At 67.8% G+C, this 18,773-nt stretch carries 17 protein-coding genes; 4 read left to right on the forward strand and 13 right to left on the reverse strand.

All coding sequences use genetic code 11. From position 1 onward, the window contains the following. Positions 1-102: 102 nt before the first annotated feature. From HWX39_RS00855 to HWX39_RS00865, 3 genes are all read right to left on the reverse strand, one after another. Positions 103-258 (reverse strand): hypothetical protein, encoded by a 156-nt coding sequence (locus HWX39_RS00855; protein WP_006481665.1) that lies wholly within the window; start codon positions 256-258, stop codon positions 103-105. A 175-nt stretch (positions 259-433) separates the two neighbouring features. Beyond that, a complete protein-coding gene (locus HWX39_RS00860; RefSeq protein WP_175965140.1) occupies positions 434-1,816 on the reverse strand; it encodes a flagellar hook-length control protein FliK in 1,383 nt (460 codons plus the stop codon). A 92-nt stretch (positions 1,817-1,908) separates the two neighbouring features. Then, the gene (locus HWX39_RS00865) at positions 1,909-2,607 is read right to left on the reverse strand and encodes an MgtC/SapB family protein (protein WP_175965141.1); all 699 of its coding nucleotides are present in this window, start codon (positions 2,605-2,607) and stop codon (positions 1,909-1,911) included. Between the two features lie 114 nt (positions 2,608-2,721). Between HWX39_RS00865 and HWX39_RS00870 the strand changes: the two genes are divergently transcribed. Beyond that, positions 2,722-3,831, forward strand: coding sequence for an AGE family epimerase/isomerase (locus HWX39_RS00870; RefSeq protein WP_175965142.1), 1,110 nt, complete (start codon positions 2,722-2,724; stop codon positions 3,829-3,831). On the opposite strand, the gene HWX39_RS00875 is transcribed toward HWX39_RS00870, so the two are convergent. After that, on the reverse strand, positions 3,804-5,423 hold the full coding sequence (locus tag HWX39_RS00875; RefSeq protein ID WP_175965143.1) for a methyl-accepting chemotaxis protein: 1,620 nt from the start codon (positions 5,421-5,423) through the stop codon (positions 3,804-3,806). The two genes, HWX39_RS00870 and HWX39_RS00875, sit on opposite strands and share 28 nt — an antisense overlap. Positions 5,424-5,693: 270 nt before the next feature. Here HWX39_RS00875 and HWX39_RS00880 point away from each other — a divergent pair, with 270 nt between their 5' ends. Continuing rightward, positions 5,694-6,137 (forward strand): PaaI family thioesterase, encoded by a 444-nt coding sequence (locus HWX39_RS00880; RefSeq protein ID WP_128843463.1) that lies wholly within the window; start codon positions 5,694-5,696, stop codon positions 6,135-6,137. Between the two features lie 117 nt (positions 6,138-6,254). Here HWX39_RS00880 and HWX39_RS00885 read toward each other — a convergent pair whose 3' ends face one another. The 7 genes from HWX39_RS00885 to prpB form a co-directional block, all read right to left on the reverse strand. Next, on the reverse strand, positions 6,255-6,536 hold the full coding sequence (locus HWX39_RS00885) for a type II toxin-antitoxin system RelE/ParE family toxin (RefSeq protein WP_175965144.1): 282 nt from the start codon (positions 6,534-6,536) through the stop codon (positions 6,255-6,257). Further along, positions 6,526-6,774, reverse strand: coding sequence for a type II toxin-antitoxin system Phd/YefM family antitoxin (locus tag HWX39_RS00890; protein ID WP_039349647.1), 249 nt, complete (start codon positions 6,772-6,774; stop codon positions 6,526-6,528). Before HWX39_RS00890 ends, HWX39_RS00885 begins: the two co-directional genes overlap by 11 nt. 141 nt (positions 6,775-6,915) lie before the next feature. After that, positions 6,916-7,968: a CaiB/BaiF CoA-transferase family protein gene (locus HWX39_RS00895; RefSeq protein ID WP_175965145.1), complete on the reverse strand. Its 1,053-nt coding sequence runs from the start codon at positions 7,966-7,968 to the stop codon at positions 6,916-6,918. Between the two features lie 228 nt (positions 7,969-8,196). Then, positions 8,197-9,387: a 2-methylaconitate cis-trans isomerase PrpF gene (gene prpF, locus HWX39_RS00900; RefSeq protein ID WP_175965146.1), complete on the reverse strand. Its 1,191-nt coding sequence runs from the start codon at positions 9,385-9,387 to the stop codon at positions 8,197-8,199. Between the two features lie 24 nt (positions 9,388-9,411). Next, a complete protein-coding gene (gene acnD / locus HWX39_RS00905; RefSeq protein ID WP_175965147.1) occupies positions 9,412-12,006 on the reverse strand; it encodes a Fe/S-dependent 2-methylisocitrate dehydratase AcnD in 2,595 nt (864 codons plus the stop codon). Between the two features lie 79 nt (positions 12,007-12,085). Continuing rightward, on the reverse strand, positions 12,086-13,258 hold the full coding sequence (gene prpC, locus HWX39_RS00910) for a 2-methylcitrate synthase (RefSeq protein WP_175965148.1): 1,173 nt from the start codon (positions 13,256-13,258) through the stop codon (positions 12,086-12,088). Positions 13,259-13,421: 163 nt separating this feature from the next. Further along, positions 13,422-14,315: a methylisocitrate lyase gene (prpB, locus tag HWX39_RS00915; RefSeq protein ID WP_175952661.1), complete on the reverse strand. Its 894-nt coding sequence runs from the start codon at positions 14,313-14,315 to the stop codon at positions 13,422-13,424. 170 nt (positions 14,316-14,485) lie between these two features. On the opposite strand from prpB, the gene prpR reads away from it, so the two are divergent. Next, complete coding sequence (gene prpR / locus HWX39_RS00920) at positions 14,486-16,468, forward strand: propionate catabolism operon regulatory protein PrpR (RefSeq protein WP_175965149.1); 1,983 nt, start codon at positions 14,486-14,488, stop codon at positions 16,466-16,468. 31 nt (positions 16,469-16,499) lie between these two features. On the opposite strand, the gene HWX39_RS00925 is transcribed toward prpR, so the two are convergent. Next, positions 16,500-17,144: an ABATE domain-containing protein gene (locus tag HWX39_RS00925; RefSeq protein WP_175965150.1), complete on the reverse strand. Its 645-nt coding sequence runs from the start codon at positions 17,142-17,144 to the stop codon at positions 16,500-16,502. A gap of 246 nt (positions 17,145-17,390) precedes the next feature. On the opposite strand from HWX39_RS00925, the gene HWX39_RS00930 reads away from it, so the two are divergent. After that, positions 17,391-17,774: a VOC family protein gene (locus tag HWX39_RS00930; protein ID WP_175965151.1), complete on the forward strand. Its 384-nt coding sequence runs from the start codon at positions 17,391-17,393 to the stop codon at positions 17,772-17,774. Between the two features lie 121 nt (positions 17,775-17,895). On the opposite strand, the gene HWX39_RS00935 is transcribed toward HWX39_RS00930, so the two are convergent. Beyond that, positions 17,896-18,744 (reverse strand): ureidoglycolate lyase, encoded by an 849-nt coding sequence (locus HWX39_RS00935; RefSeq protein WP_175965152.1) that lies wholly within the window; start codon positions 18,742-18,744, stop codon positions 17,896-17,898. Positions 18,745-18,773: the final 29 nt, after the last annotated feature.

Raw genomic sequence — 18,773 nt, forward strand, 5'->3', positions numbered from 1 at the left:
TCGCACCGGCGCGCGATGCGGCGGCGGAAAGCGGGCAGGCAGGTGCGCCGAGCGCCGCGCTGACAGCGAATCAGCGAATCAGCGAATCAGCGAATCAGCGAATCAGCGACGGTACAGAACGATCGGCACGAGGTGCGCACGGCGCACGCGCTCAGCTTCGGCACGACGCGCAGCGTACGAGTATTCGGCGTCGAGCGGCAGGTGCGGGGACACGAAAAGGTCGTCGATCTTTTGCAGCAGGGCGAGGATGAAGCTCATGTGAGACTCCTGACAGATGTGGCTAGGGTTTTCCCTTAGATTGACTCCATTCTAAGGGTTTTCCCTGAACTCTGCCAGCACACCGCATCAGTTTGCCGCATGGACGCAATGGCCGATCGCCAGTACATGACGGCGATCCTTGCGCCGTCGGGCTCCCAGGATAGGGTCGAAACGATTAACGCGTACGGCGAGCACGCTTCGCGACGGCCGCCTCGCGATTCGCGTTGCGCTGAAGCCTGTCGACCTGCGAAAGAAGCGCTTCGTGATGCTCCTCGAGCGTCATCAGCGTTGCCTGCTGCGTCGACAGATCGGCCGCGAGGCGATCGATCCGCTGCTGCTTCGTGGCCGCATCCTGCTTCAGGTGCGCGATCTGCCGCGTCTGCATCACCAGCGCGACGAGCCCGGCCAACACGACGACGGCCAGCGCCAGCAGCAGGCGGTTGACGCGGCGCATCTCGCGATCGGCCATGCGCGTCAGGCCGTCCACGTCGGCCTGCAGGGCGGCGAGCCGGTCGGTCAGCGGGCGCAGGTGTATATCCGGATCGAAGGCTGGCACGGCCGGTTGCGCGCGCTCCGCCGACGGCTTCGTGACAAAGGAGGCAGCGGAAGCCATCGGCTGCGTGACGGGGGATACGGTGGCGTCGGCACGCGGCGCGGCGTCATGGGTGTTCGCGGTGTTCGCGGTGACTGCCGGCTTGGCCGGCTGCGTCGACATCTGCGGCTCGACCGGCGCCACCGGGTCCGGCGTCGTGCTCGCGCCGGCCGCCTCCGGCGCCGTGTCGACGCTCGTCACGACCGGCGCGGATGGCCCCGCTGTCGCGTCGCTTGCACCGGCCGCCGCCCGGCGCTTGCCGCCCGACGACGCACGACGTTCCTTCACGGCGCCATCGTAAGATTGCCGTTCGCGGGATTTGCCGGCGGCAGCAGCAGCCACAGCCTTCTCGACTTCACCGCCAGCCGCTCGAGATTCGGTCGCCTTCGCCGCAGCATCATCGGTTGCTTGCAGCTTGGTCGCCACCGTGGCGGCGCCATCGTCCGCAGGCACATCGGCGCCCTTCGTCGCAACGCCATCGCCCACGGAAATATCGACAGCCTTCATCGCAGCGGCGCCAGAAGCCGGCACGACGCCGGCGTTCGCAACATCGTCGCCTTCAGGCGCCGAAGCGCCATGCGCCACCGTCGTGATTGCCGGCGTCGCCGCACCTTCTGCTGCTTCCACCTGTCCTGCCGCGGCCACCCCTTCCGGCGCGCTGAACCCGTCCAGCGCGGCCTGCCGTCCGGAGGCCACATCGTCCGCGACATCGACGGCCGCGTCGAATTGCGCACCCGCTTCGTCACGCGCCACAGCCGGCGCGCGCTCACCCGGCTCGGGCACCGGATCGCCAAAAAGGTCGAGCGTCCGTTCGTCCCGCGACGCCTCACCGGCCGGGGCACTGCCAGGCCGCGCCGTCGCCCTTGCGGATGTACTGCCCGCGGCGGCAGCCGAACGCTGACGAGAACGGGCCGACGAACGATTGGAACGGAAGCGGGAGCGAGGCGAGGAAACGGATTCGGTCATGGAAATCGGATGGAATGGCCCGCAAGCGCGGACCCGGATGTCGAACGGAATCGGTGGTCGGCCATTGTCGCATGCCCCGTTGCCGATTCAGCCTATTCGTCGCCCGACAACCCGTTGCCCTCGTCGAAACGCGTCACACCGTTCAGCGCACGCAGCTTGTCGCAGATCGCCTGGTATTCGAGTTCCGACACGCGCGCGAGCGCGATGCGCACCTCGTCGTGCTCGCCCGTGTCGTCGGCACGCTGCACGATGAACTGCTTCACGCGCGCACTGTCCGGGCCGAGCGCCGCGTGCAGCGAATCGAAGTTCAGCGTGCCGCTCATGACCGTCAGCGCGAGCTGGCGCCGCTGTCGCACCGTGAAGTAGCGTCGCTCCAGCGGCTTGATGCCGGCCAGGATGATCAGGATGATGATCGTCGCCGAAATCGACGCGACGTAGAGCCCGCCGCCCACCGCGAGGCCGATCGCGGCGACCGACCACAGGCTCGCGGCGGTCGTCAGCCCGCGCACGATCTCGCCGCGCAGCAGGATCGAGCCCGCGCCGAGGAAGCCGATGCCCGACACGACCTGCGCGGCGATCCGCGACGGATCGAGCACGACGTGCTCGTTGCTGCCGAGCACGTCGGCGAACCCGAACGCCGACACGATCATGATCAGCGTCGAACCGACACAGACGAGCATGTGCGTGCGCAGGCCGGCCGCCCACGCCAGGCGCTCGCGCTCGAAGCCGATGACGCTGCCCAGCGCCGCCGCGAGAACGAGCCGCGTCACGAGCTCCAGGTTGCTCAGCATGCGATTTATCTCCTTTTTTGGTGCCGGCCGCGCGGAATGTTTTATCCTTGGCCCCGGCCGCGCCGATCCTCCGGGCCGCGCCGACACGTTCAGATCCAAGCGCTCAACCCCGTCATGTCCGTTTCCGACTCCGCTTCCGCCCAGGCCGCCCAGGTGCGCCACCATTTCGCGCACGTCGTCTTGCCGATCTGGCGGGGTTCAGGGTTCGACCACGCGTTGCAGCTACCGTTCGAGGCCGTCGATCCGGCCACCCACGCGCCGCTGCCTGTCACCCGTTATCGCGCAATGGCCTGCGCGCGGCAACTGTTCGTGTTCGCGCAGGCCGGCGACACCGCGCACGCAGCCACGCTGTTCGACGCGCTGGGCCGGCACTTTCGCGACCCGCGCCACGGTGGCTGGCACTACAGCGTGGACGCGCAGGGCGCACCGCTCGACACGACCAAGGATCTCTATACGCACGCCTTCATCGTGTTCGCGTGCGCCGCGTGGTATGCGGCATCGGGCGACGCCGCCGCGCGCCGGGCGGCCGAGGACACCGCCGCGCTGATTCAGGACCGTTTCGCGCCACGCCCCGGCGACGCGCTGCTCGATGCGGCGCGCCGCGCCGATTTCTCGTCATCCGGCAGCGGGGCGCTGCAGAATCCGCTGATGCACCTGACCGAAGCGTGGCTCGCGGCGGCCGATGCATTCGGCGACGCGGCGTTCGACGATGCACTCGCGCACACCGCGCAGGCCGTCGAGCGCACGTTCGTCGACCCGGCAACCGGCTGCGTGGCCGAGCTGCCGCTCGGCGCGGCCGACAACCGTTTCGAGCCCGGCCATCAGTTCGAGTGGTTCTATCTGGTCAATGCGGCCGGCGTGCGGCTCGCGCAGACCGGGCTCCCCGGCGCGCTGGCGCGTGCGTTCGCGTTCGCGGAGCAATACGGCGTCGACACGCAGACGGGCGGCGTCTGCGCGGCGCTCGACGCGCAAGGCGCGTGTATCGACGGCACACAGCGGATCTGGGCGCAGACCGAGTACCTGCGCGCGCTCGCGACGCACGGCGGCACGCCGGCCTCCGCGCCGCTCGCGCGGCAGATCGAACGCTTCGCCGCGCGCTTCCTGCATCCGCGCGGCTGGTTCGAGTGCAAGACGGCTGACGGGCAGGTGTCGCGCGCCGACATGCCGTCGACGACGCCCTACCACCTCGCGACCGCCTACGCGGCGCTGCCGGCCGGTTCGTAACCCGCGTCGGCGAACGACGGCGCCGCGCGTTCGCCGCGTGCGGCGCGGCCATCGCCGAGTTCGAACACCGACACCGCCTGCATCAGGTGCGCGGTCTGGTCGTTCAGCGACGCGGCCGCCGCCGCGACCTCCTCCACCAGCGCCGCGTTCTGCTGCGTCAGTTGATCCATCTGCGTGACGGCCTGGTTCACCTGCTCGATCCCGACGCTCTGCTCGACCGACGCCGCCGTGATTTCGGACATCGTCTGCACGACGCGCGTGATCGACGCCGACACCGTCCGCATCGCGTCGCCGGCGCGCTCGACGAGTTCCGCGCCGCCGTTGATCTGCGCGACCGAATCCTCGATCAGCGCCTTGATCTCCTTCGCCGATTGCGCGCTGCGCTGCGCGAGCGAGCGCACTTCGCCCGCGACGACCGCGAAGCCGCGCCCTTGTTCGCCTGCGCGCGCGGCTTCCACCGCCGCATTCAGTGCAAGGATGTTGGTCTGGAACGCGATGCCGTCGATCACCGAGATGATCTCCGCGATCCGCCCCGAGCTTTGCGCGATACCGCGCATCCGGTCGATCACGCTGTCGACCACGCCGCCGCCGTGGCTCGTCGCCTCGAGCGCCGCGTCGGCCAGCGCGCTCGCCGCGCGCGCACTGTCGGTGTTCTGCCGGACGGTCGCCGTCAGTTCCTCCATGCTCGCGGCCGTTTCCTCGAGCGATGCGGCCTGGGTGCCCGTGCGCGCCGACAGGTCGGCGTTGCCGCCCGCGATCTCGCCCGCACCGAGGTGGATCGCGTCAGACGCTTGACGCACGGTGCGCACGGTGCCCGCGATGCTCGTCTGCATCGCGGCGAGGCCGCGCAGCATCCGGTCGATCTCGAACACGCCGCCTGCCCGCACGACTTCATCGAGCCGGCCCTGCGCGATCCGCTCGAAATGGCGGCCGGCTTCTTCCAGCGGCGCGACGACCGCGCGCCGCGCGGCCGCGTAGATCGCCGCGCTCGCCGCGAGCATCGCCACCAGCAGCACGATGCCGACCGACTTGAACCAGAGCATGCCACCGTCGATCGTGTCGAGCGCCGTGCGGCTCGATGCGCCGCCATAGTCGGTAAAGCGGCGCAGCTCGGCGATATAGGCGTCCTGGATGCTCTGCGTCGGCTGATCGAGGAATGCCTGGATGTTGTCGGCGCCGAGGAACTGCACGAGTTCGCCCAGCGCGCCGCGCAGCGCGCGATAGCGCTCGGCGAGCGCCGCGACGCGCGCGCGGTTCGCATCGTCGACCGGCTGCGCGGCCGTCAGCGCGGCGAACGCCTTGTCCGCTTCCGCGAGCGAAACGCCTGCATGGCGAATGATGTCCTCGGGTTTCGGGCCGCCGCGCACCATCCGCGTGCCGGCGCGCGACAGGTTGATGCGCGCGTCGAGCAACTGCTGGGTCGCCTGGCTGGCCGCCTCGACCTGCGTGATCGCGACGTTCGACAGATCGTCGACCCCGCTGCGCGTCGATTTGAGCGCCCAGAAACCGAGCGCCTCGATCGCGAACAGGAAAAGGCAGAACACGGTCAACACGCCGAGCAGACCCGACGCGAGCTTGATTTTTCCAAACATGGGGGAGATTCCTGGAAAGCGGACGATGAGGCAATGCCCCGGCATTAGCGGCATTTCTTCGTCGGACTTTAGGTGCGGACGGCGGCGAAGTGCGCGTTGCCCGCGCATTCCCGTCGAATTGCCCGCAAACAGGGAAATCTACGACATTCGACGCAATAATCGCGTCGCCTCGCGCCGGAAATTGCACGAAATGCGGACGAATTTCCTTGCTTATCCGCATCCCCCTTCCTAGAGTTCAGCGCAAGCGGGCACTCATTTCGAGGAAAGTCGATGACCGACATCACGGACCACGCGCGCGGCGCATTGCGTGCGCAACCGTTCAGCATGCTGCTGGGCACGCAGCTGATGCACATCGGCGACAACGAAGTGTCGCTGTGCCTGCCCGTGCGCGAAGAACTGCGGCAGCAGCACGGTTTCGTGCACGGCGGCGTCATCAGCTACCTCGCGGACAATGCGCTGACGTTCGCCGGCGCGCTCGTGCTCGGCCCGCGCGTGATCACGGCGGAATACAAGATCAACTACCTGCGGCCGGCCGTGAACGGCACGCTCGTCGCCCGCGCGAAGCTCGTCTATGCGGGCCGGCACCAGGCGACCTGCCAGTGTCATGTGTTCGTCATCGACGGCGATCACGAGCGGCTCGTCGCGATCGCGCAGGGTACGATCAACCGCGTCGGCGACGGCAAGATGCCGGATGCGCCTGAGGAAACGGCGTGAGCAGTTCTCCGCGCTCGAAGGATCGCCCGTTCATCCAGAAGACGATGAGCGCGTAGTCGAGCCGAGCGGTCAGATATGTGGACAAGCTTGCCGCCTCCGTGCGAGGCACATGTGGTTCTAACGCTTGATCGCGGCAAGATAGACCGCATCGCGCTCGCGTCGACCGACCGCCACGACCAGTACGAGCACTTCCGAATCGCTCACTTCGTAGACAAGCCGGTAACCGACGCTGCGTAGCTTGATCTTGTAGCGATCCGGATGACCCTGCAGCTTTGCAGACGGTATCCGAGGATTCTCGAGCCGTTCGGCGAGCCGGGATTTGAACGGGTCGCGAACGGTGCGATCGGGCTTCTTCCACTCTTTCAGAGCAGGTTCGAGAAAGGCAAGCTCAAAGGTCATTCAGCTTGACCTTGACGACCTTCTCCTTGGCGCGCTTGTCGGCAAGCGCGTTGTCTTCGATATCTTCAAGGCGTTCGACCATCGCCTCCCACGTCTTCGCCGGGATGCAATAGAACGCGGGTTCGTTGTGATTCAGGATCGCGACCGGGAAACCCTCTCCCGCCGCGACCGTGCCCATCGGATTCCGCTTCAGTTCCGAAACGCTCGCCGTAACGTTGGCCAGAATGGTATGAGGCATGTCGACTCCTTCTTCAACAGGAAATCGACCGTACTCTATTTGGCACCAAATTTAGATCTCAAATTGGCATCAAATATTCTCGCAGCCTTTCGCTTATGTGTATTTCGCGACTGACTCAATGATCTCGACATGCTGGCGCTCCTACTCTGCCCCGCCCCCCGCCAGCGGTAGAAACCGCGGCGCCACCCGCGCCCGCACGTTGCCGTTCTCATCCGTCCGATAGATCCCGCGCGCCGCGTTGTGCGGATGCGCGGCCGCGTCGGCCACGCTCAATACCGGCGCGAAACACGCGTCGGTGCCCTCCAGCAGCGCGCGCCAGTGCGCGGACGACTGCTGCGCGAACACGTCGGCGAAACGCGCCTTCAGCGCGGGCCAGCGCGCGCGGTCGTACTGCGACGCCGGATCGACGTCGGTGAGCCCGAGCCGGTCGACCAGCAGCGCATAGAACGGCGGTTCGAGCGCGCCGATCGTCACGCATTCGCCGTCCGCGCAGCGATAGACATCGTAGAACGGTGCGTCGTGGAAGAGGCTCGGCTGCGCGCCGTCGAGCTGCCCGTTCGCGCGCGCCCACAGCGCAAGTGAACCGAGCATCGACACGATGTCGACGATCGCGCCGTCGACCACGCGCCCCGGCCCGCCGCCGCGCATATCGAACAGTGCGCAGACGATCCCGAACGCGAGCCCGAGCGCGCCGCCCGCATCGCCGACGACGGTCGGCGGCAGGCCCGGCCGGCCGTCGTTCGGTGCCGATAGCGACAGCAACCCGGTCAGCGCGACGTAGTTCAGGTCGTGCCCGGCCGCGGCCGCGAGCGGGCCGTGCTGGCCCCAGCCGGTCATCCGCCCGTACACGAGCTTCGGGTTGCGGCGCGCGCAATCCTCGGGCCCGAGGCCGAGCCGCTCCATCACGCCGGGCCGCAGCCCCTCGATCAGCGCGTCGGCCTGCGCGATCAGGTCGAGCGCCGCATCGCGGCCGGCGGGCGCCTTCAGGTCGAGTTCGACGATCGTCTTGCCTTCGCGCAGCAGGTCGCCGTCGCGCCCCCGCAGCGCGTCCGGCGCGCTCGTGCGGCCGGACGGGCGTGCGATCAGCGTGATCCACGCGCCCATCCCGGCGAGCATCCAGCCCGCGAGCGGGCCGGGGCCGAGGCCTTCGAATTCGACGATGTGGATGCCGGAAAGCGGCGCATCGAGCGGCATGCGATTCTCCTGTCGACCAGCGTTAGCGCTTTAGCGCTTACGCTGGTCCCATGCTTCGCGGTCGACCAGCGCCCGCACTTCGGCACGGATTCCGGTCCCGTGCGTGGCGCAACGGATCACGTCCGCCACGCGCGCGTCAAACGAAAAATCCCCGCGCGGCGGAATCCGCTTTGCAGGGATCGGGTAAACCGGCGCGCATACCGGTTGGCACGCCGAAACCGGCATGCGTCAGAACGCATCCCCCGGCACCCGCACCCAGCCCTCCATCAGCACGCGTGCGCTGCGGCTCATGATCGCCTTGGTGACGGTCCACTCGCCGTTCTCGAGCTGCGCTTCCGCGCCGACGCGCAGCGTCCCCGACGGATGCCCGAAGCGCACCGCGTTGCGTTCGCCGCCGCCCGCCGCCAGGTTGACGAGCGTGCCGGGGATCGCCGCGGCCGTGCCGATCGCGACCGCCGCCGTGCCCATCATCGCGTGGTGCAGCTTGCCCATCGACATCGCGCGCACCAGCAGGTCGACATCACCCGCGTTCACGCGCTTGCCGCTCGATGCAACGTAATCGGCCGGCTTCGCGACGAACGCGATCTTCGGCGTATGCTGCCGCGTCGCGATTTCATCGAGCGTGTCGATCAGGCCCATGCGCAGCGCGCCGTGCGCACGAATCGTCTCGAACTTCTCGAGCGCCTTCGCATCGCCGTTGATCGCGTCCTGCAGCTCGGTGCCCGTATAGCCGATCGCTTCCGCTTCGACGAAGATCGTCGGAATGCCCGCGTTGATCATCGTCGCCTTCAGCGTGCCGACGCCCGGCACCGCAAGATCGTCGACGAGGTTGCCGGTCGGGAACATCGACCCGCCCGCGCCCTCTTCCTCGGCGGCCGGGTCCATGAATTCGAGCTGCACCTCGGCGGCCGGGAACGTGACGCCGTCCAGCTCGAAATCACCCGTCTCCTGCACCGCGCCGTTCGTCACCGGCACATGCGCGACGATCGTCTTGCCGATGTTCGCCTGCCAGATTCGCACGGTCGCGATGCCGTCGCGCGGCACGTGCGCCGGATCGACGAGCCCGCCGCCGATCGCGAACGGGCCGACTGCCGCCGACAGGTTGCCGCAGTTGCCGGTCCAGTCGACGAACGCCTTGTCGATCGAAACCTGCCCGAACAGGTAGTCGACGTCGTGGCCGGGCCGCGTGCTCTTCGACACGATCACCGTCTTGCTGGTGGACGACGTCGCGCCGCCCATCCCGTCGATCTGCTTGCCGTACGGATCGGGGCTGCCGATCACGCGCAGCAGCAGCGCGTCGCGTGCGGCGCCCGGCACCTGCGCGGCTTCCGGCAGATCCTGCAGCCGGAAGAACACGCCCTTGCTGGTGCCGCCGCGGATATAGGTCGCGGGAATCCTGATTTGAGGAATGTGAGCCATGTCTGTGTTCTCAAGTTGCGCGGGTCACGCCGCCTGCGACGATTCGAGGAAGTCCTGCGCGAAGCGCTGCAGCACGCCGCCCGCTTCGTAGATCGACACTTCCTCGGCCGTATCGAGCCGGCACGTCATCGGCACCTCGACGCGCTCGCCGTTCCTGCGGTGAATCACGAGTGTCAGGTCGGCGCGCGGCGTGCGCTCGCCGATCACGTCGAAGGTCTCGGTGCCGTCGATGCCGAGCGTCGTCCGGTTCGTGCCCGGCTTGAACTCGAGCGGCAGCACGCCCATCCCGATCAGGTTCGTGCGGTGGATCCGCTCGAACCCTTCGGCGGCGATCGCCTCGACGCCCGCGAGCCGCACGCCCTTCGCGGCCCAGTCGCGCGACGAGCCCTGGCCGTAGTCGGCGCCGGCCACGACGATCAGCGGCTGCTTGCGATTCATGTACGTCTCGATCGCTTCCCACATCCGCATGACCTTGCCTTCCGGCTCGACGCGCGCGAGCGAGCCCTTCTTCACCGCGCCGTCGACCACCGCCATCTCGTTGACCAGCGTCGGGTTCGCGAAGGTCGCGCGCTGCGCCGTGAGGTGGTCTCCCCGGTGCGTCGCGTACGAGTTGAAATCTTCTTCCGGCAGGCCCATCTTCGCGAGGTATTCGCCGGCCGCGCTGTCCAGCAGGATCGCGTTCGACGGCGACAGGTGGTCGGTCGTGATGTTGTCGCCGAGCACCGCGAGCGGGCGCATCCCCTGCAGCGTGCGCTCGCCGGCCAGCGCCCCTTCCCAGTACGGCGGGCGGCGGATGTACGTGCTCTGCGGCCGCCAGTCGTACAGCGGCGCCGCGCGCTCGCCCGCATCGGCGCTGCGCGCGAACATCGGCTCGTAGACCTTGCGGAACTGCTCGGGCTTCACGCTCGACGCGACGATCGCATCGATCTCCTCGTCGATCGGCCAGATGTCCTTCAGCGTGACGGGCTTGCCGTCCTGGTCGTGGCCGAGCACGTCCTTCTCGATGTCGAAGCGGATCGTGCCGGCGATCGCATACGCGACGACGAGCGGCGGCGACGCGAGAAACGCCTGCTTCGCATACGGATGGATGCGGCCGTCGAAGTTGCGGTTGCCGGACAGCACGGCCGTCGCGTACAGGTCGCGATCGACGATCTCCTGCTGGATCTTCGGGTCGAGCGCACCCGACATCCCGTTGCAGGTCGTGCACGCGAACGCGACGATGCCGAAGCCGAGCTTCTCGAGTTCCGGCAGCAGGTTCGCTTCTTCCAGGTACAGCTCGACCGCCTTCGAGCCGGGCGCGAGCGAGCTCTTCACCCACGGCTTGCGCGTCAAGCCCTTCGCGTTCGCGTTGCGCGCGAGCAGGCCCGCGGCGATCACGTTGCGCGGATTGCTGGTGTTCGTGCAGCTCGTGATCGCGGCGATGATCACCGCGCCGTCGGGCATCTCGCCCGCCTTCTCTTCCCACTGGCCGGCGATCCCGCGCGCGGCGAGATCGGACGTCGGCAGCCGCTTGTGCGGATTCGACGGGCCGGCCATGTTGCGCACGACGCTCGACAGGTCGAACGTCAGCGTGCGCTCGTATTGCGCGTTGTCCAGCGTATCGGCCCACAGGCCCGCCGCCTTCGCGTAGGTCTCGACGAGCTTCACCTGCTCGTCGCTGCGGCCGGTGAGGCGCAGGTAGTCGGTCGTCTGGCCGTCGATGAAGAACATCGCGGCCGTCGCGCCGTATTCGGGCGCCATGTTCGAGATCGTCGCGCGGTCGCCCAGCGTGAGGCTCGCCGCTCCCGCACCGCGGAATTCGAGGTATGCGCCGACCACCTTCTCCTTGCGCAGGAACTCGGTCAGCGCCAGCACGATGTCGGTCGCGGTGATGCCGGGCTGGCGCTTGCCGGTCAGCTCGACGCCGACGATGTCGGGCAGGCGCATCCACGATGCGCGTCCGAGCATCACGTTCTCGGCTTCGAGCCCGCCGACGCCGATCGCGATCACGCCGAGCGCGTCGACGTGCGGCGTATGGCTGTCGGTGCCGACGCAGGTGTCCGGATACGCAACGCCGTCTTGCGCCTGGATCACCGGCGACATTTTCTCGAGGTTGATCTGGTGCATGATGCCGTTGCCCGGCGGGATCACGTCGACGTTCTCGAATGCCTTCTTCGTCCACTCGATGAAGTGGAAGCGATCCTCGTTGCGGCGATCCTCGATCGCGCGGTTCTTCGCGAACGCGTCCGGATCGAAGCCGCCGCATTCGACGGCGAGCGAGTGGTCGACGATCAACTGCACGGGCACGACCGGGTTCACCTTGGCCGGGTCGCCGCCGCCGTCGGCGATCGCGTCGCGCAGGCCGGCGAGATCGACGAGTGCGGTCTGCCCGAGGATGTCGTGGCACACGACGCGCGCCGGGAACCACGGGAAATCGCGGTCGCGCTTGCGTTCGACGATCTGCTTCAGCGAATCGGCGAGGATCGCCGGATCACAGCGGCGCACGAGGTTTTCGGCGAGCACGCGCGACGTGTACGGCAGCGTGTCGTAGGCGCCGGGCGCGATCGCTTCGACCGCGGCACGCGCGTCGAAATAGTCCAGCGACGTGCCGGGCAGGGGTTTGCGGTGGGCGGTATTCATGGTGTGGGGCGGGAAATCAGGGTATGACGTCCGGCGCGCGCCGGCGCCCGTCTCGCGGGGCCGGCGCGCGGCTGGCGTTTCAGCGCTTCTCGATCGGCACGAACTGCAGGTCTTCCGGACCGGTGTAGTTCGCGCTCGGGCGGATGATCTTGTTGTCGATGCGCTGCTCGATGATGTGCGCGCTCCAGCCGGACGTGCGCGAGATCACGAACAGCGGCGTGAACATCGCGGTCGGCACGCCCATCATGTGATACGACACCGCGCTGAACCAGTCGAGGTTCGGGAACATCTTCTTCGCTTCCCACATCACCGATTCGAGGCGCTCGGCGATGTTGTACAGCTTCAGGTCGCCCGCTTCCTTCGACAGCTTGTGCGCGACGCCCTTGATCACCTTGTTGCGCGGATCGGAGATCGTGTAGACCGGGTGGCCGAAGCCGATCACGACTTCCTTGTTCTCGACGCGGCGGCGGATGTCGGCTTCGGCGTCGTCCGGCGAGCTGTAGCGGCTCTGGATTTCATACGCGACTTCGTTCGCGCCGCCATGCTTCGGCCCGCGCAGCGCGCCGATCGCGCCGGTGATCGCCGAGTAGATGTCCGAGCCCGTGCCCGCGATCACGCGGCCGGTGAACGTCGACGCGTTGAATTCGTGCTCCGCGTACAGGATCAGCGACGTGTGCATCGCCTCGACCCACGACTTCGACGGCGTCTTGCCGTGCAGCAGGTGCAGGAAGTGGCCGCCGATCGAGTCGTCGTCGGTTTCCGTCTCGATGCGCTTGCCGTTGTGCGAGAAGTGATACCAGTACAGCAGCATCGAGCCGAGCGATGCCATCAGGCGGTCGGCGATGTCGCGCGCGCCCGGCAGGTTGTGGTCGTCCTTCTCCGGCAGCACGGTGCCGAGCACCGACACGCCCGTGCGCATCACGTCCATCGGGTGCGCGGACGCCGGGATCTGCTCGAGCGCTGCCTTCAGCGCGCTCGGCAGGCCGCGCAGCGCGCGCAGCTTGGTCTTGTACGCGGCCAGCTCGGTCATGTTCGGCAGCGTGCCGTGCACGAGCAGGTGCGCGATTTCCTCGAATTCGCACGATTCGGCGACGTCGAGAATGTCGTAGCCGCGATAGTGCAGGTCGTTGCCGGTCTTGCCGACCGTGCACAGCGCGGTATTGCCGGCCGTCACGCCCGACAGCGCCACCGATTTCTTCGGCTTGAATGCGCCTGCGGCGGCCGGTGCAGCTGCGTCTTTCGTCTCGCTCATGTTTCCGTTCTCCAATGTGTATCGGGGGTATCAGCGGTCGGTTGAACCGGCGCCGCGGCGCCGGGCCCGACCGATGCAAAGCCGTCGGCCGGACTTGGCGCTTCAGCGCCCGGTGCGGCCCCGTGCAAAGCTCTCCGGAATCGTGTCCCGGCGCGCGGGCGCGTTACTTCTTGCCCTGCGCGAACAGCTCGTCGAGCTTGCGCTCGTATTCGTGATAGCCGAGGAAGTCGTACAGCTCGGCGCGGGTCTGCATCGTCGGCACGGCCGCCTTCTGCGTGCCGTCGCGGCGCACCGTCTCGTAGAAATTCAGCGCGGCCTTGTTCATCGCACGATACGCGCCGCAGCAGTACAGCGCGATGTCGACGTTCGCCTCGCGCAGCTCGTCGGTCGTGAAGAACGGCGTCGAACCGAACTCCGTCAGGTTCGCGAGAATCGGCACCTTCACGGCGGCCTTGAAACGACGATAGTCGTCGAGCGTCTTCATCGCTTCCGGGAAGATCATGTCCGCGCCGGCTTCGACATAGGCCACCGCACGCTCGATCGCCGAGTCGATCCCTTCGGCGGCAGCGGCGTCGGTACGCGCCATGATCACGAACTGGTCGTCGGTGCGCGCATCGACCGCGGCCTTGACGCGATCGACCATTTCTTCGATCGGCACGACTTCCTTGCCCGGGCGGTGGCCGCAGCGCTTCTGGCCGACCTGGTCTTCCATGTGCACGGCCGCGACGCCGGCCTTGATGAACGAGCGGACCGTGCGCGCGATGTTGAATGCGCCGCCCCAGCCCGTGTCGATGTCGACCAGCAGCGGCAGGTCGGTCGCGTTGGTGATCCGGTTCGCGTCGATCAGCACGTCTTCCATCGTGCTGATACCGAGGTCGGGAATGCCGAGCGAGTTCGCGGCCACACCGCCACCCGACAGGTACACGGCCTTGAAACCGACGGCCTGCGCCATCTTGGCGGCGTAGGCGGTGATCGCGCCGACCACCTGCAGCGGCTGCTCCGCCGCGACTGCCGCGCGGAATTTCGCGCCGGCGCTCTGAAGATGCGTATTGCTCATGAACGGCCTCCTGAAGGAACGACCATTAACAGCAAGGACCGGGCCAGCTCACGTAACGTCGCTAACTCACTGATTCTTAAGCACCCGGCACGGGCGAGACAGCGGCTGATGATTTCAATTTGGCAATTTCATGTTTCAAAAATGAAATCTCGCGCGCATAATCGACCGCCATGGACCTCTCCTCGACCAAGCCCGTCGGCCCGGCCGATCGCGCGGTGCGCCCGCGCATCTGGGCGATGGGCATCAGCCGCCTGCGCGATCTGTTTCGCGAGATCGCCGGCGAATTCGACGAACGCGCCGACGTGCGCATCGTCACGCGCGCCTATGAAGATGCGCTCAGCGCGATCGCCGAGGCCGGCGCCGCGCGGCCCGACGTGATCGTCGCGGCCGGCTCGAACGGCGGCTTCCTGAAGACGCGTGCGCCGGTGCCGGTGGTGGTCGTGTCGCCGACCGGCTTCGACGTGATGCAGGCGCTCGCGCGCGCACGGCGCGACGCGTCGCGGATCGCGCTCGTCAGCGCCGGGGAAACCCCGCCCGAAGTGCGCCGCTTCGTCGCCGCATACGGCCTCGACGTGCAGTTTGCGTCATATCAGTCCGCACAGGAAGCGGAAGCCTGCGTGCACGAGCTGCGCGACCGCGGCATCGAGACGATCGTCGGCCCCGGCCTCGTCACCGATCTTGCGGCCAGCGTCGGCATGGGCGCGGTGTTCCTGTATTCGCACGCATCGGTACGCAAGGCGGTCGATACCGCGCTCGAAGTCGCGTATGCGACCCATGCCGAAGCGTTCCGCCGCCAGCGGCTCGACAACCTGCTCCAGCACCTGCGCGACGGCGTGGTCGCGCTCGATGCGCGCGGCCGTGTCGAGGCGATCAACGAGCGCCTTGCGTCGGCGCTCGGGGTCGAACCCGCGGCGGCCGTCGGCCGCGCGCTCGTCGACCTGCGGCCCGAGTTGCGCACGCTGCGCGGCGAGGATGGCGACGCGCTCGCGACCGTGCGCGGCGTGCGCTACGTCGTGCATCGCGGGCCGCTCGTCGATCGGGGCGTCACGTCGGGCAGCGTGCTGACGTTCCAGGAATCGCGCGCGGTCGAACGGCTCGATCGTGCGCTTCGTTCGCAGCCCACCACGCAGCAGTTCGCGGCGCGCTACGCGCTCGACGACGTGGTCGGCGCATCGGCGCCGATGGCGCGCGTGCGCGATCTCGTGCGCCGCTACGCGAAATCCGACGCGACCGTGCTCGTGCTCGGCGAAAGCGGCACCGGCAAGGAGATGATCGCGCAAAGCCTACACGCGCTGTCCGCGCGGCGCAGCTACCCGTTCGTCGCGGTCAACTGCGGCGCGTTTCCGGAAGCGCTGCTCGAAAGCGAGTTGTTCGGCTATGAGGAAGGCGCGTTCACCGGTGCGCGGCGCGGCGGCAAGACCGGCCTGTTCGAAGCCGCCCATCGCGGCACGCTGTTTCTCGACGAAATCGGCGAAATGCCGCCGTCGCTGCAGAGTCGGCTGCTGCGCGCGCTGCAGGAGCGCGAGGTGATCCGCCTCGGCTCGACCGAGCCGATCCGCATCGACGTGCGCGTGATCGCCGCGACGCACCGTCCGCTGCTCGCGGCCGTCGAGGCCGGCACGTTCCGCGCGGATCTCTATTACCGGCTCAACATCCTGAACGTCGGCCTGCCGCCGCTGCGCGAGCGCGCAGCCGACATCCCGGCGCTCGCGGCCACGCTGCTCGTGCAGGCCGCGCGGCGCGAGCCGCGCCTCGCCGAACGCCTGCGCGACGCCGGCGATGCCGCGCGCGTGCTCGGCGCGACGCAGGCAACGTTCGCGCGCTACCGGTGGCCCGGCAACGTTCGCGAACTGCAGAACGTGATCGAGCGGATCGCGGTGGAGCTGGCCGAGGAAGCCGATGAAAACGATGCCGCCGCCGCATGCGCCGCGCTCGATGCCGACGCGCTGCGGGCGATCGCACCCGAGCTGTTCGCGGCGCCACCCGACGCGGCCGACAGCGACGATGCGCAGACACTGCAGGCGCGCCGCCGTCGCGCGGAAGCCGACGAGATCCGCGCGGTACTCGACGCATGCGGCGGCGACCGCGACCGCGCGTGCGCGATGCTCGGCATCAGCAAGACGACGCTGTGGCGGAAGTTGTCGGCGAAGTAGCGCGGCTGACGCGCAGTGAACGGGCCGACCGTCAGTCGGCCTTGTGATAGTGGCGGTACGCCTTCGCGCGATTGCCGCACGACGACATCGAACACCAGCGGCGGCTGCCGTTCTTGCTGTCGTCGATGAACAGCCACTGGCAGGCGTCGTTCGCGCAACGCTTGACCTTCGCAAGACGCGCACCGCCGAGCAGGTCGATTGCCGACCACAGTACCGGGCTCAGCAGCCCGGCCAGCGTCGCACGCCCCTCCCCGATCCGCCACGCGTAGCCGCCATCGATACGTGCCAGCGCGACGCGCGGCGCCGCTTCCGCCAGGAAGCCGCCGAGCAGCGCGAGATCGTCGGCGAGCGGCTCATGCTGCTCCGCCTGCGCACGAAAGAGCCGATACAGCGCCTCGCGCAATGCGAGCGCGCGCGCCAGCATCGCCGGCTCACCCTCTTCTTCACCGTGTGCGCGGCACGCTTCGGCCAGGGCAACCGGCACGCCTGCCTGCTCGCGGCACCACGTCAGCAGGTCGTCCATCGTGCCGAAGGTTTCCGTCGGCGGGTCGCTGCCACGCCAGTACAGCGAGTTCGCAAAATCGAGGCTCAGGGTTTCGGGCGGTGTCGGGATCAGGCAGTCCATCGTGACGGAAGGTTGCGTATCGCTCATGCCTGGATCGTATCTAACCACCATGCCGGTTGACAAGCTCGCGGGCGCTTCCTAGCATAACCGGCATGGTGGTTAAAAATGGTTTGCCGCACTGACGTCCCCCTTCAGTTCAAGGAGCCACAGATGATCGATCGCCTTTCCTGCGGAGTTATCCACAACGACCGCAACCGAGCGTCCTACGACAGCGCGCTCGGCTACAAGCGGCTGGCATGGTGCTTATAGGCGGGTTTGCCGCACTGACGTCCCCCCTTCAGTCCAAGGAGCCAACAGATGATCGATCACCTTTCCTTCGGCGTTGCCCACATCGGCCGCAGCCGCGCGTTCTACGACAGCACGCTCGGCGCGCTCGGCTACAAGCGGCTGTACAGCGACGATGACTCGATCGGATACGGCGCGACCGAGCCGCAGCTGTGGTTGCAATATGCGCCTCGCCCCGTCGCCCCTGATCCCGACTCGGGAATGCACCTGTCGTTCAAGGCCGCTTCGCCCGTCGAGGTGGACGCGTTCTACCGTGCCGCACTCGAGCACGGCGGCCAGGACAACGGCGGACCCGGCAAGCGCGAACATTACGGCCCCGGCTACTACGCGGCGTTCGTCGTCGATCCCGACGGGTATCGGCTGGAAGCGCATTGCGAACTCGACAACGTCGTGTGATCGAACTCGCGTACACCGCGTACAAACGGCAAGGGCCCGATTCCGCATTACGCGGATTCGGGCCCCTGGCATTGAACGACCTGTATCCGGCGGTCGTTCGACGGTTTCGCCGGGCAGCGCGTTATCGCGCGTCGCGCGTGCGCTGCTGTTGTTCGCCGAGTCCTTCGACACCGAGGCGCACCACCTGGCCGGCCTTGAGGAATACCGGCGACGGCTTGATGCCCATGCCGACGCCCGGCGGCGTGCCGGTCGTGATCACGTCGCCCGGCTGCAGCGTCATGCAGCTCGACAGATAGGCGATCAGCTGCGCGACGGTGAACACCATCGTGCGCGTGTTGCCGTTCTGGTAACGGTGGCCGTCGATTTCGAGCCACAGTGCGAGACGCTGCGGATCGGGCACCTCGTCGCGCGTGACGAGCCACGGACCGATCGGCCCGAACGTGTCGAAGCCCTTGCCCTTGTCCCACTGGCCGCCGCGCTCGATCTGCCATTCGCGCTCGGACACGTCGTTGACGACGCAGTAGCCCGCGACGTAATCCAGTGCGCGCGCTTCGTCGACGTCCTTGCAGGTCGCGCCGATCACGACGCCGAGCTCGACTTCCCAGTCGGTCTTGACCGAACCCTTCGGGATGTCGATGCCGTCGTTCGGGCCGCAGATCGAACTCGTCCACTTGCCGAACACGACCGGCTCCTTCGGCACCGGCATGCCGGCCTCGGCCGCGTGATCGGCGTAGTTCAGGCCGATGCCGATGAACTTGCCGACGTGCCCGACGCACGCGCCGATGCGTGGCTCGCCCGGCACGAGCGGCAGCGTGGCCGGATCGATCGCGCGCAGCCGTGCGAGCCCCGCGTCGGACAGCACGTCACCGGACAAATCCGGCACATGGGCAGACAGGTCGCGAATCCGGCCGTCCGCGTCGAGAATACCGGGCTTTTCCTGGCCGGACGGGCCATAGCGAAGCAGTTTCATCGTGGTCAACCTCTGTTGTCGAATGGGAC

This window comes from Burkholderia sp. BCC0322, assembly GCF_902833045.1.
GTDB lineage: Bacteria > Pseudomonadota > Gammaproteobacteria > Burkholderiales > Burkholderiaceae > Burkholderia.